This is a genomic window from Nocardia sp. NPDC052254 (assembly GCF_040679495.1).
In the GTDB taxonomy this organism is placed as follows: domain Bacteria; phylum Actinomycetota; class Actinomycetes; order Mycobacteriales; family Mycobacteriaceae; genus Nocardia.
Window position 1 is genome coordinate 33,228 of sequence record NZ_JBFAUW010000020.1, and the last position, 13,579, is coordinate 46,806.

Genomic DNA, 13,579 nt, shown 5'->3' on the forward strand with positions numbered 1-13,579 from the left:
ATCCTCACGTCGGGGTGCCGACCGCGGCCGACAGCACTCCGCCCGACTGATCCCCGGGAATGGGCGTACCCGGAGCCGAATCTCCGGAAGCGTCCGGTGCGGCATCGATGCCCGCCGGGCGCTGGAAATCACTGAACGGCCCGAACTCCCCTGCCTTACCGGACAGCGAGTCCATGTTGTCACCGTCCAGGACATGCAGGTCGCCGTCGATGATCGCCTCGATGGAGCCACCGGATTCCGCGGTCCCGAACTTGGCCACCACGGCCGTGACCTTCTCCCAGACCCCGACGACACCGGTGATCATGCCCTGCTCATCTTCCGGAGCCACATGTTCACCGATCTGCTTGGGAGTACTCCATGTGACAGAGGTCTTCTCGTAGGCCTTCTTCGCATCGGTGGCGCTCTTGTTGCCGAACGCGGCGTCCAGCGCCTGCGCCACGACGACCGAGACCTTCTGGGTGCGCCCGTCAGGGAAGGGGTACTCCACCATGCCGTCGGCTCCCGGGGCGCGTGCCGCCGGCGCCGCAGGGCCGTCCGGATGTCCCTGCTGGCTCGACGAGGACCCCTGCGGCGGACCCGACTCCGTCGAGGCCGGTGTCGCATTCGCCGGCTGCGGGGTGGCGTTGACCGGTTGTGCGGAGGTCAGCGGCTGCTGCGGGTAGGCCGCCTGCAGCTGGCCGCGCCGGTTGTTCATGTCCTGATCCTGCATCTGGCGCATCATCTGCTGCTGCGCCAGCATCGGCAGCATCTGACTCATCATGTCGCCCATGCCCGAACCCCCCATCGCGGAGGCCGGCGTGGACATCGACGCCGGAGTCGCGTCGGTGACACTGCTGGGAGTGCTGCCGTACCCATCACCGACGCCGGTCGGATCGGAAGCGGAATCGGTGGATCCGGTGTCCCCGAGCGAATTACCGAGATCATCGGTGCCGGTCGTATCCGCCCCGTCGGTGCCGAGATCATCGAGACCGAGATCGCCGAGACCGAGATCGTCGAGGCCGGTCGGATCGGCGCTGGGATCGGACGGCGTGAGAGCGGTGGGGTCGTAAGGGCTGCCGGTGACGGTACCCGGGTCGGCCCCGGTTCCCTTGCCCGCCTGCAGGTCCTTGACCTGCTGCTCCAGCTTCTTGATCCGCGCCTCGTCTTTTTTGTGCTGATCGGTCAGATCTTTGACCTTCGACGCGGATTCACCGTTGTCATTCTTCGCCTTTTTCAGCGCCTTTTCACCGGCAGTCATGGCTTCTTGCATGTAGGCGAGGATGTATTCGGTTTCGGATATACCATCATCCGGCACCGTCGGCGCCTGCTCATTGACAGCATCGACGACCTGGTCGAGCGTGTCCAAGACCTTGCTGGATACATCCGCAGTCTTGATCGCAATAGGAGCCAGACCTTTATCTGTCTCTTGCATATCCAAGATGGCCTGATTCAATGCCAGCGCGATGACCCCATAGTTTTTCATCGTCTGCGACGCATCCCCGTGCACCTTCAACTTGGAGGCGCTTTCAGGAAGTTGCGGCGCTTCCTTGACCGTGGGCGGCTTGACCTTGGATTTCTCGCCACAACTTTGATAAATTTTATCGAGAAAGTTCAGAGTTTCCTGAGCATACTCACCGGCTTTTTTGTAATAGTCATACCTATGGTCATAGCCATCGGCTTTCATATCCGGTATGAGCATGCGGTGGATCTTCGCCATAGACCGACCTCTCAGACGGCCATGGAGTCGGGCGCACCACCGACTGCTGCCGGTTCATCACCAGGTTTCATCCATTTTGTCGGCAACTTCTTCGGCTTCGGCGGCGTGCCATCTTTCCAATTCGACGTCTGCCATATACTGACGCCTGTTGGAATTGCGGCACGCGCAGCTCCTCGGCCGGCATAGCGGGCAATCGTCCGGAGCATGCCGGCTCCCGCCGCGCCCGCAGCTGCCCGACCCATAAACCTCGTCACGCCCATTCCCGGAATCAGGGCGGATGCGCCGTCCAGCGCCCCTTCCCCGAGCGCCTGCTTCCAGCCCTGCCCCGCCCCCAAGGCACCGGCGGCGCCGATAACGCCAGCCGAGACCGCGCCGATGGGGCCCGGAATCAAAGACGCCGCACCGACGCCTATGTTGGTCCAAGTCTTCAGACTCATGCCCAGAAATGGCATGCGCTCACCCACTCGATCCCAGGGCTGACGCGCATGCGCAGCACGAAAGCTTCCATCGGTGCCTCGACGACGAGATCGGTTCTCGGCACATAATTGGTGATCACAGCCATAGTCGGACCAACCTCCGATCACGAGTCCAGGTACCGGTACACCACAAATCCAGCATCGAACGTCGGTCGGACAGCGACCCGACGCTCGATCTCTCTCATTGTTGGCCATTCCCATAGCTGGGAACCTGAGTTGCAGAGAGCGGGCGTCAGGATTGGTTCGGAGTAAATTCGGCGTACCGGAGAGTCGCTCGCGCAATGGCACGGAGGGAGAGCACATGATGGGCCTCCACGTTGGGCTGATGTCCGCATCATTGCACTGCAACGTCTTTCGGCGCAGGGCTGCCGAGGTTCCCCCCCGATGACTAGTACGGAGCGTACCGCGACAGCGGCGACGGACGCCGATACCGACGAAGCACGGAACGACGGTAACGATGTGCCGACCGTACCGACCACACCGTGGACCAGACCGGTCCGGCGGGAACGCGAAGCGCGCAGTCCGTCTGCATCACTGCCACAGAGCCCGACCGATCATGCCGGGGCGGCCACGGATTCGAGCAGGCAGTCCGGCTCCGCCGCACCGACACCCACCCAGGCTGTCACATCACCGGCGCCGAGCTCCCCGTGGTCGGCGGCCCGAACGACCACACCTGCCGCGCAGCCTGTTTCATCGGCCTCGGATCGATCCGGAGAACCGGAACCGACGTCGGTACCGAGTTCTGGCGCCGCGGTTCTCTCGCCTCAGACGAATCGAGCACCGGCCGCGTCCACACAGATCGCCCCCGCACAGAGCGATACCGGCCAGGGTGATCCGGGCGGGATCGATCCGGCTTCGCTGTCCGGACCGGCCTCGGCGATGAGCATGCTGCCGCTGCTCGCCTCCGCACTCGCCGGGCTCGGCGGAAAGGGCGGGAACGGCTCGGGCACAACCCAGCCCACCAGCGGAGACGGCAATACCACGGGCAGTGGGTCGCTGCCCCCGGAGGCACAGCAAGCCCGCGATGCGTTGCAGAAATTGAAGGACACCTACGGGGACGACAGCAAGGACCCGGCCACCTCCACCACCGCGCCCCGGAAGAAGAAGCTCGACACCAAGGCCGGAACTCGCACTCGCGGTAGCGGCAAGACCGCGACACGGGTGCGGGCGAATCAGCTGTATCAGCGCAATGTCGCGTCCGCGTTCAACACCCTCGACAACGATCTCATCGACTACATGCGCGGCCTGGGGGGTAAACACCAGGTCGACAAGAGGGCTGTCGCCGAACTCCTCCGCGATGTCGACGCCCAGCTCGCCAAGATCGGCCCCGCCGCCTACACCAAGGCCGGGGTGCAACAGGTCCACAAGATCCTGATCAAGGCACTGCTGCAGGCACACCGTATCGTCACCGGTAGTACCGGATTGTCGAAAAGTGGTGCGGCCGAGATCAACCGCTTGACCAAGCAGTACGTCTACAACCTCGCCGGAAAGCAGTATCAGGGTGCGAGCGGTGGTTCGGGCGGTTCGGGTTCGACGGCCGTCGGCGGCACCGTGGGGCAATGGATTCAGCAGGCGCTGCAGGTGCTGAGCGCCGCGGGCTACAACACCGCCGCGATGGATCCGGAAGCGATCGCGATGATCATTCAGCACGAGTCGGGTGGAAATCCGTCGGCCACCAACAATTGGGACAGCAATGCCGCCAAGGGAACTCCGTCGATCGGGCTGATGCAGACCATCGGCCCGACCTTCAACTCCTACGCGCTGGCGGGGCACGGCAACATCTACGATCCGGTCGACAACATCGTCGCGGGTGTGCGGTACGCGATCTCCCGGTACGGGTCGGTGTCGAATGTGCCGGGCGTGGTGGCCGTCCGCAACGGCGGCTCGTACCGGGGCTACTGATGTCCGGGCCGCGCGAACCGGGAGAGCCGCGGGCGAGCGGCACGACGCAGGCCGGTATCGCGACCACCACGCCGACGCGTGATCCACGGTCGAAGCCCTCGGCCAAACAACCTTCGCGGGGTGCGTCACGGTCCTCGCCGGCAACGGGCGGCGCCGCACCGGCGACGGGTTCGGCTCCCGCACAGTCGTCGTCGAGCCCCGGAGCGGGCACCGCATCCGTCGCCTCCGCTCCGGCGGCCGGTGGCGGTTCGGATCTGGCGATGGTCGCCGCCGCCGCGGGACCGCTGGCCATGGCCGCGATGACCGCGTTGAACGCGATGGCCGGTCATTACGGTGGCGGTACCCCGACCGCCGACACCGGCCAGGCCGCGGCGCCCCGCACACTCGCCGACACCGGTGCGCCGACCGGGCCGATCGCTTGGGACAGCGGCGCCGGCGCACGGTATTCGGCTGTGCAGCAGAGCACTTCGGAAGCCGCCGGTGCCCTGGGGTCGGTGAATTCCGAGCTCCGGCGCATCCTGGACGGCGCGGCCGACAACACGATCGCGGGCCGCGCGGCGATGGCCTCGATCATCGCCGAGGCGGACGCGGCGCTCACCGCACTCGGCAAGGTCGGCAATTCGGCCGCGGCACAACGACAAGTCGTGAGCGCACTGGATGCCGCCCTGCAGCGTGCCGGGGCGGTTGCCGGTGACGGTCGCACGCAGTCCGCGGTCACCGCGGATCAGATCAACGCCCTGGCAGCGCGATACATCCGCGAGTCCGGCGGCGGGCAGCCCACCCGCACCTCGCGAGCAGGTGGTTCGAGCAGCGGTCCGCCTTCGGCTCGGCCCTCCGGTGCGGTCGGGCAGTGGATCAACGAGGCCATGCAGATCCTGGCGCAGAACGGTTACGACACGAGCCGGATCGACCCGGCCGATATCGCCGCCATCATTGGACACGAATCCGCCGGCAACCCCAATGCCATCAACAACTGGGACAGTAACGCGGCCGCGGGCACCCCGTCGAAGGGGCTGATGCAGACCATCGATCCGACATTCAACTCGTATGCGCTGCCGGGTCATCACGATGTGTGGAATCCGGTCGACAACATCATCGCCGGTGTGCGTTACGCGATCGATCGTTATGGTTCGGTCAGCGAGGTTCCGGGCATCGTGGGAATGCGCCGCGGCACCGGATATGTCGGATACTGACGGCCGGTATCAGTTCGCCCACCGGCTGGCGGCGTAACTGCTGGGCAGATTGGTGACTCGCACCGTCGACCCCGGCTTCGGCGCCTCGATGCACTGCCCGTTTCCGATATACATCATGACGTGCCCCGGACTGCCATTGTTGAACTGGGCGGCGGGGAAGATCAGGTCACCGGGCTGGATATCGGCCGGATTGACCTTCGGCAGCTGCTGATACTGGTCCGCCGCCACCCGCGGAATGTTGACGCCGGCCGCGCGGGCGGCGTATTGGGTGAGACCGGAACAGTCGAACGAGTTCGGTCCCTCCGCACCCCAGACATACGGGTCACCCTGTTGCTGCAGCGCCACCGCCACCGCCTGCTGCCCCGCGGTGGAACCACCGCCGCCGCCCGCGGCGCTGGCCTGCTTGAATTCCTTACCGGCGAGATTGTAGATGTATTGCTTTGTCAGACGGTTGATTTCGGCGGCCGCCTCCTTGGAATTGACGTTACCGCCGGAGACGATCTGCGTGGCCTTCTTCAACGCGTTCGTGAGAATCTTGTGGACCTGTTGCACTCCGGCCTTGGTGTAGGCGGCGGAACCGATCTCGGCCAGCTGGGAATCGACATCACGCAGGAGTTCGATGACGGCCTTCTTGTCGACCTTGTGTTTACCGGCCAGGCGGCGCATGTAGTCGACGAGGTCGTTGTCGAGGGTGTTGAACGCGGACGCGACATTGCGCTTGTAGAGCTTGCTGAGCTTGATCCGGGTGGCCGTGGCGCCTTTTCCGGCACTGCCGGTATCGCTGGTGTCGAGTTGCTTCTTCCCCGAGGCGCTTTCCGGATCGGAGGGGTCCTTGTCCTCGTCACCGTAGGTATCCTTCAACTTCTGCAACGCGTCCCGGGCCTGCTGCGCCTCCGGTGTCAGACCGTTTCCGGATTGGGTCGCGCCCGAACCGTTCCCGCCGCCACCGAGCCCCGCGAGTGCGGACGCGAGCATCGGCAGCATGCTCATCCCCATCATCGCGGCCGGGGCCAGCGCCATCAAGGTATCGGGATCGAGCAGCCCACCCGAATCCTGCTGCCCGGCGGCATCCTGCGCAGCGACCTGCCCGGTCAGCGGTGGCACCCCGGCCGCGCCCGTCCCCGGGGGAGCCGCCTGCACCGGACCGCCCGCACCGACATTCTGCGCACCCACGCCGGACGGGACCGTGGGCGCCGCCGGAGCCGGTGTGGCCCGGCTCGGCGCGGGGGCGGGTGGCGCCGGGGTCGCGGCTGGTCCGGGCGCCGTCGCCCCGTTCGAATCGGGTGTGCTCCCACCGGGATTGGACGGCGGGGTCGGCGTCACCCGGCCCCCGGAGCGCCCCGCGTTCGGCCGCCCGGTCTTCGACCACGGAGTGTCCGGGTGTTGTTCCGAACCGTCGGCCTGCTCGCCCTCGGCAGGCATCGGCTCCGGCTCCGGATCGATTCCGGTGTGCCACACTTCCGCACTGGTCATGAACTACTCCCAAGCACCCGTTTCACCCGTACCGCGCTACCGGACGGGATCACGGACTCGACGACGCCACCGGTGGCCGGGTCGACCGTCACCATCACCTCCGAGCCGATCACGATTCCCACCCGGCTCGGCGCATGCCGCTGATAGTCCCAGAAGACCAGATCGCCGGACGAGGCCGCGGCGGGATCGACTCGTTGACCACAAACCCCCTGAGCGGCAACAGTCTCGGGAAGGACCACGACCGTACGCGCAGTTTCACCCGGTATCTGCGTGGTGCTTCCGCAGGAACCCGCCGCCGGTGCGAGATCGGTGCCCGCACCGCCGGATGTCGCCGCGGCGTCACCGGGTGCGGCGCCCAGCAGTCCGCAATGACCGGTCGAGTCGACCGCGGACGCCTGGTAGATCACGTTCCGCACCAGAGTCGCGGCACCGCCGGTCCCCGCCGGCTGCCCGATCTGCGCCCCCGCCAGCTGCCGTGCGCAGTTCGCGGCGGCACTCGAATTGATCATCTGCGATTCGGGCAACTGATATGGCGCCGACGCCATTGCCGAGACGCAGTCTCGCTGCCACTGGGAAACACTGGAGTCACCGGGATCGACGGTCATCTCGGCGTAGGGGTTCGTCGTCGGAACGTCCGAAGCGGGCGGCTGCTCCTGAGTCTCGCGTACCCCGTTGCGTGCCGAGGTGGTCGTTTCGGTCTCGGTGCTCTCGGTATCGGGCCCCACGGCACTGTCGCACTGATATCGGAAATCCGAGGACAGGTCCGACGCACTGCCACCGGCCATCAACGCGATGAACATGATGGCCGTGACGAGACCGCTGATGACCAGCAATCCCAGCAGCACCCATCCGGGGAGCAGGGTCAGCAGCCATGCCGAATTCATCAGACGACCGATTGTCGACTGTCCCTGGGGGTTCGGGTTGCTCCCACTCATGCCGCGGATCCGGTGTGGCCTATGGTCGGAATTCCGGCGGTGCCGGGTGGGTGACGGCTCGGTTGGAGTTCGAGGACCAGTTCTCCGTGTTGATCCGGCGGTTCGAGAAATGCCGCACCCAATGGTGGAGATCTTCGTCCAGCATTGTCGTAGAGTTCATGGCGAGCGCGTCGGTAGCTTCCACCAATTTGCCCGCCTCGTCGTTCGCAATATGTTTCATCAGGCGCGCTGCAGGGTCCCGCTCGAGCGACGTATACGGAATATTCAATGTCCCCAGGTTTCGATCAAAAGCGTCGGCCATATCACGGGAATCGCCACGAGAAGCCTTCTCGAGAGCTCTCATTTTCGCCTCGGTGGGATTCGCCAGGTAATCATCTTTGATAGCAATCAGGTGATCGGCATAATATTTTTCATTGTTGAGCGCATTTCTTCCATCACGCAGAGTGACGCCACCCGGGAGCATGTTCTCGCGATAATGCGACGCCCGCGCACGCAATGCGTATACAGCCGCCTCGAGATGATCCTCTTCGCCCTCATGCGGCCTGCGACCACCTACGTGATTGATTCGAAGCAGCGAGTTCTCGGCCAGGTTCTGGGCCGCCATGATGCCCGCCAAATGCCCATCGGCCAGCGGATTGCTCTTGGCCAGCGAGTTCATCAATCCATACACCTGGCCGGCATGCCTGACGGTATTGCGATCCCAGCCGGCCATCTCCAGGGTGGCCATGGAATCGCCCACACCGACATCGCCACGTTTATCGAGCGCCAGCATGGCAGACGCCGCGCCGCGAGCCGACCCTACTCCGCCATCGACATGATCAGCGTTGGACCATCTGCGGGCGAGGTCATTGTAGTACGGCCATTTCATGTACGACTCTTTGTAGGCGCCCATCGCACCGCCCATTTCCGGGTCCGCCCAGAACGGAACCTGCATCGACGAAATGGCCGCCGAGTTCTCGGTGATCCGTTTCTTCTTCAGCGCCTGCGGGCGGCCGACACCAGGAATCGCGCCCAGGGCCCATTCGGTGATCGGTGAATTCACAATCGTGCTGGCGCCGCCCAGAGCCGCCAACATCATCCCGCTGTTCATCTTGTGCGCGGCGCCCATCTCGCCCATGCCGAGCGCCCGGCCACCGCCACCACCCCTGCCACCGGCTGCCGTCGCCCCTTGCGCGATCAACGCCAGCCGGTTGGCCGCGCTGTCGTTCGCGCGTTCCAGAGTGTCGCTCAGCCGCTTGTACTGGGCCATGAACACCATCATCGCGATCGCGCCGATCACGAAGATCGACATCTCGTGGCCCTTCGCCTGCTTGAAGAGGTCACCGAAGAACAGCAGGTAGACCGCGAGTGCGATGATCTGCAAACACATCCGCACCGCCGACATCAGGCCGTGGACGACCGCACGGATCGTGAAGGTCTGTGTCGCCCCGTATATCAGTGCGCCGCCGGCGAATCCGAAGATGGTCGCCAGCCCCCAATACACCGAATCCAGTGCCGACCAGATGATTTTGATCGCCATGTACACCGCGAAGGCGAGCAGGATGAGGGCGGTGAACAACAGGACGAAGCCGGAGCCGATCTGCCCGAAGCTGGGATTGTTCGCCGACGCGTAGGCGGCGGAATCCCCGCAGGACTTCATACCGTCTTTGATCTTGTCTTCACTCCCCGCCCGGACCCCGGCCGACCAGGCCGCGCCACAGCCGGGCCGGTCGTCGACCACATGCCCGAAGTTCCAGACCTGCACCGGATGTCGCGCGAAGTTGTCGGCCATATCCTCCTGCAGGCTGACCACCATCTGGGAGGGATTGGGGTTGCTGTTGCCGTTCAGTCCCGCCGATACCGACAGACCGACATCACGTCCCTGCGCGAGCATTCCGTGCGAGGACAGCACCTCACCGAGTGGATCGGACAGGAACATCGGGCCGAGCACCGCGATGAGCAACATCGCCACGCCCTGCATCGTCGCCTTGGCGTAGTGCCCTTGCTGGACGAAAACGGCGACGAACAACGCGCCGATGGTGGCGCAGGTGATGAACATGATCGTCGTGGCCAGTTGTCCGGTCAGCGCATGCGCGACCCCGTTGAGAGGCCCGCTGAACGAGTCCATCCAGCCGAAACCAAGGACCCAGCCGACGATCCAGGGCGGCAGGATGACAACCACCATGAAGAACCCGAACAGGATGCCGATTCCGATCGACAGACCGGTATTGCCGGGATGCAGGATGCTGCCGTGGTTGGTGGCGAAGATGTAGTCCGACAGCGCCACACCGGATGAATCACGCACCCCGGTGAATCCCAGCACACTGTTGCCGCCGGTGCCCTGGCTCTCCCCCTCGCCCGCGGCCGCGGCAACCGCGCTGACCAGTACCGGCAGCACGCCGAAGACGAACACCACGATCAGCGACCAGGTCACCCACTTGCGGCGGCGAGTGGCCGTGAGCTTGCACCAGATCCGCCGTGCCACCACCCGCGGCTGCCACTCGACAGGGTCCCAGAATTCCAGTTGCCAGGCCAGATCCGAGACACGACTACTGTCTCTGCGATCCCGGGGGGTACGCGTTGCGACGCTCATAGGCCCGACATTCCGATCATGCCGTTATCTGCCGCTCGCCGGACGCGCGGCGCGCGACCATGCTCGCGGTCTGTGGTGTACTGCCGATCGCCTCGGCCCGGTCCTCGCGTGCCGGGCCGAGCACCTTGCCGCGCCCGATGCGATTGAGTGCGTCACGCATGAACATCTCGCCGCGGCGCTCCTCGGGAACGGTGCGTCCCGGGCCGGTGGGCGGTGATGTCTCCTCCCGCAGGATCTGCAGGAGAAACGGCGTCTCCCCGAGATCGACTCCCAGCCATTCCAAACTGTTGCGCGCCAGGGTTTCGTCGCGCTGCCGGAAGACGAATCGGTTCGGAATCAGATTGTGGGCCGCGCCCTGGAAGTCGGTCGACGGATCGTGTGACGCCAAACCGATGGCGGCCAGGTGCTTACGGCCGTCGCGGCTGAAATCGGAGGTGACCGACGAACCCACATGGGTCTGGGTGAAATGGTGCGCCTCGTCGCCGACGAGCAGGCCGAACCGCCCGTTGTCGGACAGGAATGCCTCCCGCGCGGCCACCCCGACGAGTTCGTAGAGCGCCGTGCCCAGCCGTTTGGTCAATGGCAGCCGGTTGTAGAGGTGCGGCGTGATCAGTTCCTCGGCGGTCGGCAGTGCCAGGTTGTGACTGCGCACGACCGTGGCGGCGGCATCGAGCCGAAGCGCCGGCAGCGCGGGGTCGAACAGCACCGGGACGCGATCGAGAATGGTGCCGAGCCGCGCGGCCAGATCCGCGAATTCCTCACCGCTGCCGGGTGTATCGCGCATGCGGCACACCACGTTGTACAGATCCAGCATGCTGCGAATACCGTGTTCGGCAATGCCCCGGGGAGTCAGTAGCGCACTCATCGCGGCACCCGCACCGCTGGTCGGTGACAGATCCAGCAGGGGCAGAATCGAATCCAGCGTCCGCTCGCCCGCGACCCGCGCGCCGAACAGCCGCAGCGGATCGAGCGAGACGGTCGGATTACTCAGATCGATGACCACGGCATCGTCGATGGACGACGCGAAGTACTCCCACTCCCCCACCTGACTGCGGTCGATGGCCAGGAACTGCCCGCCCATATCGTGTACCAGGACGGCCATGAGTTTCAGGAAATACGATTTACCCGAGCCCAATTCGCCGGTGACCGCGAACGAGGCCGACAGATCGTGCAGTGCCGCCTCCATGATCCCGAAATGAATGGGCTCGTAGTTACCCGACAGCAGATTCACGCCGATGACCGGACCGCTGTCGTCGCCGACCTGGCTGGTGATGAACGGAACGAATCCGGCCCACATGTCCGACGGCAGGATGTGCGCGTAATCGTCGAAGGCACGCCGCGGCGGACTACCCGGGATCATCATCGACCAGAGGTCGACCTGCGCGCCCAGCGGTGCGGTCATATCGACCTGGAAACGCTTGTACCTGCGTTTGAGATTGTTGACGGCATCCATCGTCGTCTCCGGCGACGAACTGCCGACGGCGATCACCGTCGTGAACGACACTTCCGATTCACCGCTGTTGACCTCGAAATGCTGATTGTATTCGGCGAGCATCTGCGCCTTGGACATCAGCGTGTTCTGCGCGAACGAGACCTCCTGGTCCCGCTGGTCCATCTGCTCGCCCAGCCGGCGCAGATTCAATTCGTTGTTCTTGAGCACGGATTCGGCCGGTTTGGTCGACACCCGGATGCCCCAGTCGACCGTGACATCGCCGGCGCCTTCGAGGACGCTGAGGAATTCGCTGCCGCCGGGGAAAATCATCCCGTTGTACGGGAATGCGTGCGGAGTCAGGATGGCCTGGTAAGAGGGGAGGAATCCGTATTCCGGCTGCACCACCTTGATCACCGGGACGAAGGACGGTCGCAGGCGGCGATTGTCGGCCTGCGCTCCCTCGTCGAGCGCCGCGGAACGAAATACCGCGGCGGTCACATCGTCGATCACTCCGGCGCGGGTGGGCGCCACCGGATCCCCGGGTAGACCGCGCGACAGGTAGTGCTCCCACAACCATTGGAAGATCGCGGCCGGCACCGGAACGGGATTGAACTCGCCGCCGATCTTGGACAGGATCTCGCTGGCCTTGTCGTCGTATTGATCGAGATCTTCGCGCGAGATCGACGACATGTCGACGCCGGCCGAGCCGCCCCGCCACATCCGGGACAGGCCCGAGATGCCCGCACCCGCGTTGCCGACCGGAATGGTCAGCAGGAACACCCGCGTCTGCGGATTGATCGCACGCACCCGCTCGAACGAGGCGACCACTTCCAGCGCGTAATCCTCACAATCGTCGAGATCCACGCCCTCGACCATCTTGCCGAGTACGTCCAGCGTATTCAGCCGGGCTTGAATGCCCAGCAGCAGCGACCCGGCGGGCAGGCTGTTGACCAACGCGTGGTGCGCCGACTTCACATTGTGTTTGTCACCGGCCTTGCGCAGCCCGTAGCCGAGCGGGTCGATGAAATAGGTCGCGGTCACCAGTCCCGAATGGGTGAACTGCAGATTCCCGCGCACAGCCGCGGTCGGCTGCAGGTCGCGAACGAATGCCATCAGCTACGCTCCCCGGACCGGACGCCGTCACCTTCGTTCGCCTTCGTCAACGTCTTACTCCATCTGTCGAGCACATTCTCCGGCGGCAGGCTCGTGTGCACCGGCCTGTTGTCGAGCGACTCGACGACTCGATCGGGGAGGATCACGACCACGCTTTCCTCCACGAACATCGTGTGCCGGGCGGAATCCTCACTCACCGGAATTCCCGAGGCCGACACCGGCTTCCGAATCAGCACCAGCCGCCCGACCCACATGATCCGGGAGGTCAGCCGCACGCCGGTATACGGAATCAGGCCGATCCCGAACACCACGATCACCGTCACGATCAATCCCGCGATGAACGTCACCGCGGGATTGACCGGCAGTGCCATGGCCAGCAGTGAGGCGATCACGATCACCGTCACCCCGCCGATGATCTGCGGCAGCGTATAGGGACCGAACGGCAGTTTCTGCCCGTTCTGCGCTTTGCCGACCACGATCGGCACGCGTTTGATCGGGGTGTAGACCTTGATTACATCAGTGGCCATACACTCCGCCGACCGGCTGATCGGGAACGATCCGGTTGGAGTCCACCCGGGCGTAGTTCACCACGGTCGGCAGGATCCAGAACAGGATCGCTGCGAGGATGGCCGAGGCCGCCACACCGAGCACCTTCGTCGGCGAGAGCCTCGATTTGATGCCCTCGGAGATGAGCAGCGCCATACCGGCGATCGCGATGATGATGATGCCTGCCCACCGCACGAAGACCAATACGTTGTAGAGAATGAAGCTGAGCTGACTTCCCATG

At 64.8% G+C, this 13,579-nt stretch carries 11 protein-coding genes; 2 read left to right on the top strand and 9 right to left on the bottom strand.

Going from position 1 to position 13,579, the window contains the following annotated elements; genetic code table 11:
- Positions 1 to 4: 4 nt before the first annotated feature.
- The 3 genes from AB0L57_RS30105 to AB0L57_RS30115 are packed head-to-tail and all read right to left on the bottom strand — an operon-like array spanning position 5 to position 2,258.
- A complete protein-coding gene (locus AB0L57_RS30105; protein ID WP_364969341.1) occupies positions 5 to 1,696 on the bottom strand; it encodes a hypothetical protein in 1,692 nt (563 codons plus the stop codon).
- 11 nt (positions 1,697 to 1,707) lie between these two features.
- Entirely contained in the window at positions 1,708 to 2,133 is a 426-nt protein-coding gene (locus AB0L57_RS30110) for a hypothetical protein (RefSeq protein WP_364969344.1), read from the bottom strand.
- Positions 2,130 to 2,258 (bottom strand): hypothetical protein, encoded by a 129-nt coding sequence (locus tag AB0L57_RS30115; protein ID WP_364969347.1) that lies wholly within the window; start codon positions 2,256 to 2,258, stop codon positions 2,130 to 2,132. Before AB0L57_RS30115 ends, AB0L57_RS30110 begins: the two co-directional genes overlap by 4 nt.
- A 793-nt stretch (positions 2,259 to 3,051) precedes the next feature.
- Here AB0L57_RS30115 and AB0L57_RS30120 point away from each other — a divergent pair.
- Both AB0L57_RS30120 and AB0L57_RS30125 read left to right on the top strand, forming a co-directional pair.
- Positions 3,052 to 4,074: a DUF4226 domain-containing protein gene (locus AB0L57_RS30120; RefSeq protein ID WP_364969349.1), complete on the top strand. Its 1,023-nt coding sequence runs from the start codon at positions 3,052 to 3,054 to the stop codon at positions 4,072 to 4,074.
- Complete coding sequence (locus AB0L57_RS30125) at positions 4,074 to 5,267, top strand: transglycosylase SLT domain-containing protein (protein WP_364969352.1); 1,194 nt, start codon at positions 4,074 to 4,076, stop codon at positions 5,265 to 5,267. Before AB0L57_RS30120 ends, AB0L57_RS30125 begins: the two co-directional genes overlap by 1 nt.
- A gap of 9 nt (positions 5,268 to 5,276) precedes the next feature.
- Here AB0L57_RS30125 and AB0L57_RS30130 read toward each other — a convergent pair whose 3' ends face one another.
- The 6 genes from AB0L57_RS30130 to AB0L57_RS30155 form a co-directional block, all read right to left on the bottom strand.
- Positions 5,277 to 6,740 (bottom strand): DUF4226 domain-containing protein, encoded by a 1,464-nt coding sequence (locus AB0L57_RS30130; RefSeq protein ID WP_364969355.1) that lies wholly within the window; start codon positions 6,738 to 6,740, stop codon positions 5,277 to 5,279.
- A complete protein-coding gene (locus tag AB0L57_RS30135) occupies positions 6,737 to 7,624 on the bottom strand; it encodes a hypothetical protein (RefSeq protein WP_364969358.1) in 888 nt (295 codons plus the stop codon). The genes AB0L57_RS30130 and AB0L57_RS30135 overlap by 4 nt, the downstream gene beginning before the upstream one ends.
- 70 nt (positions 7,625 to 7,694) lie before the next feature.
- Positions 7,695 to 10,247 (bottom strand): hypothetical protein, encoded by a 2,553-nt coding sequence (locus AB0L57_RS30140; protein ID WP_364969361.1) that lies wholly within the window; start codon positions 10,245 to 10,247, stop codon positions 7,695 to 7,697.
- Between the two features lie 16 nt (positions 10,248 to 10,263).
- The gene (locus AB0L57_RS30145) at positions 10,264 to 12,792 is read right to left on the bottom strand and encodes an ATP-binding protein (RefSeq protein WP_364969363.1); all 2,529 of its coding nucleotides are present in this window, start codon (positions 12,790 to 12,792) and stop codon (positions 10,264 to 10,266) included.
- On the bottom strand, positions 12,792 to 13,319 hold the full coding sequence (locus tag AB0L57_RS30150) for a hypothetical protein (RefSeq protein ID WP_364969366.1): 528 nt from the start codon (positions 13,317 to 13,319) through the stop codon (positions 12,792 to 12,794). The genes AB0L57_RS30145 and AB0L57_RS30150 overlap by 1 nt, the downstream gene beginning before the upstream one ends.
- Positions 13,309 to 13,578, bottom strand: coding sequence for a hypothetical protein (locus AB0L57_RS30155; RefSeq protein WP_364969369.1), 270 nt, complete (start codon positions 13,576 to 13,578; stop codon positions 13,309 to 13,311). Before AB0L57_RS30155 ends, AB0L57_RS30150 begins: the two co-directional genes overlap by 11 nt.
- Position 13,579: the final 1 nt, after the last annotated feature.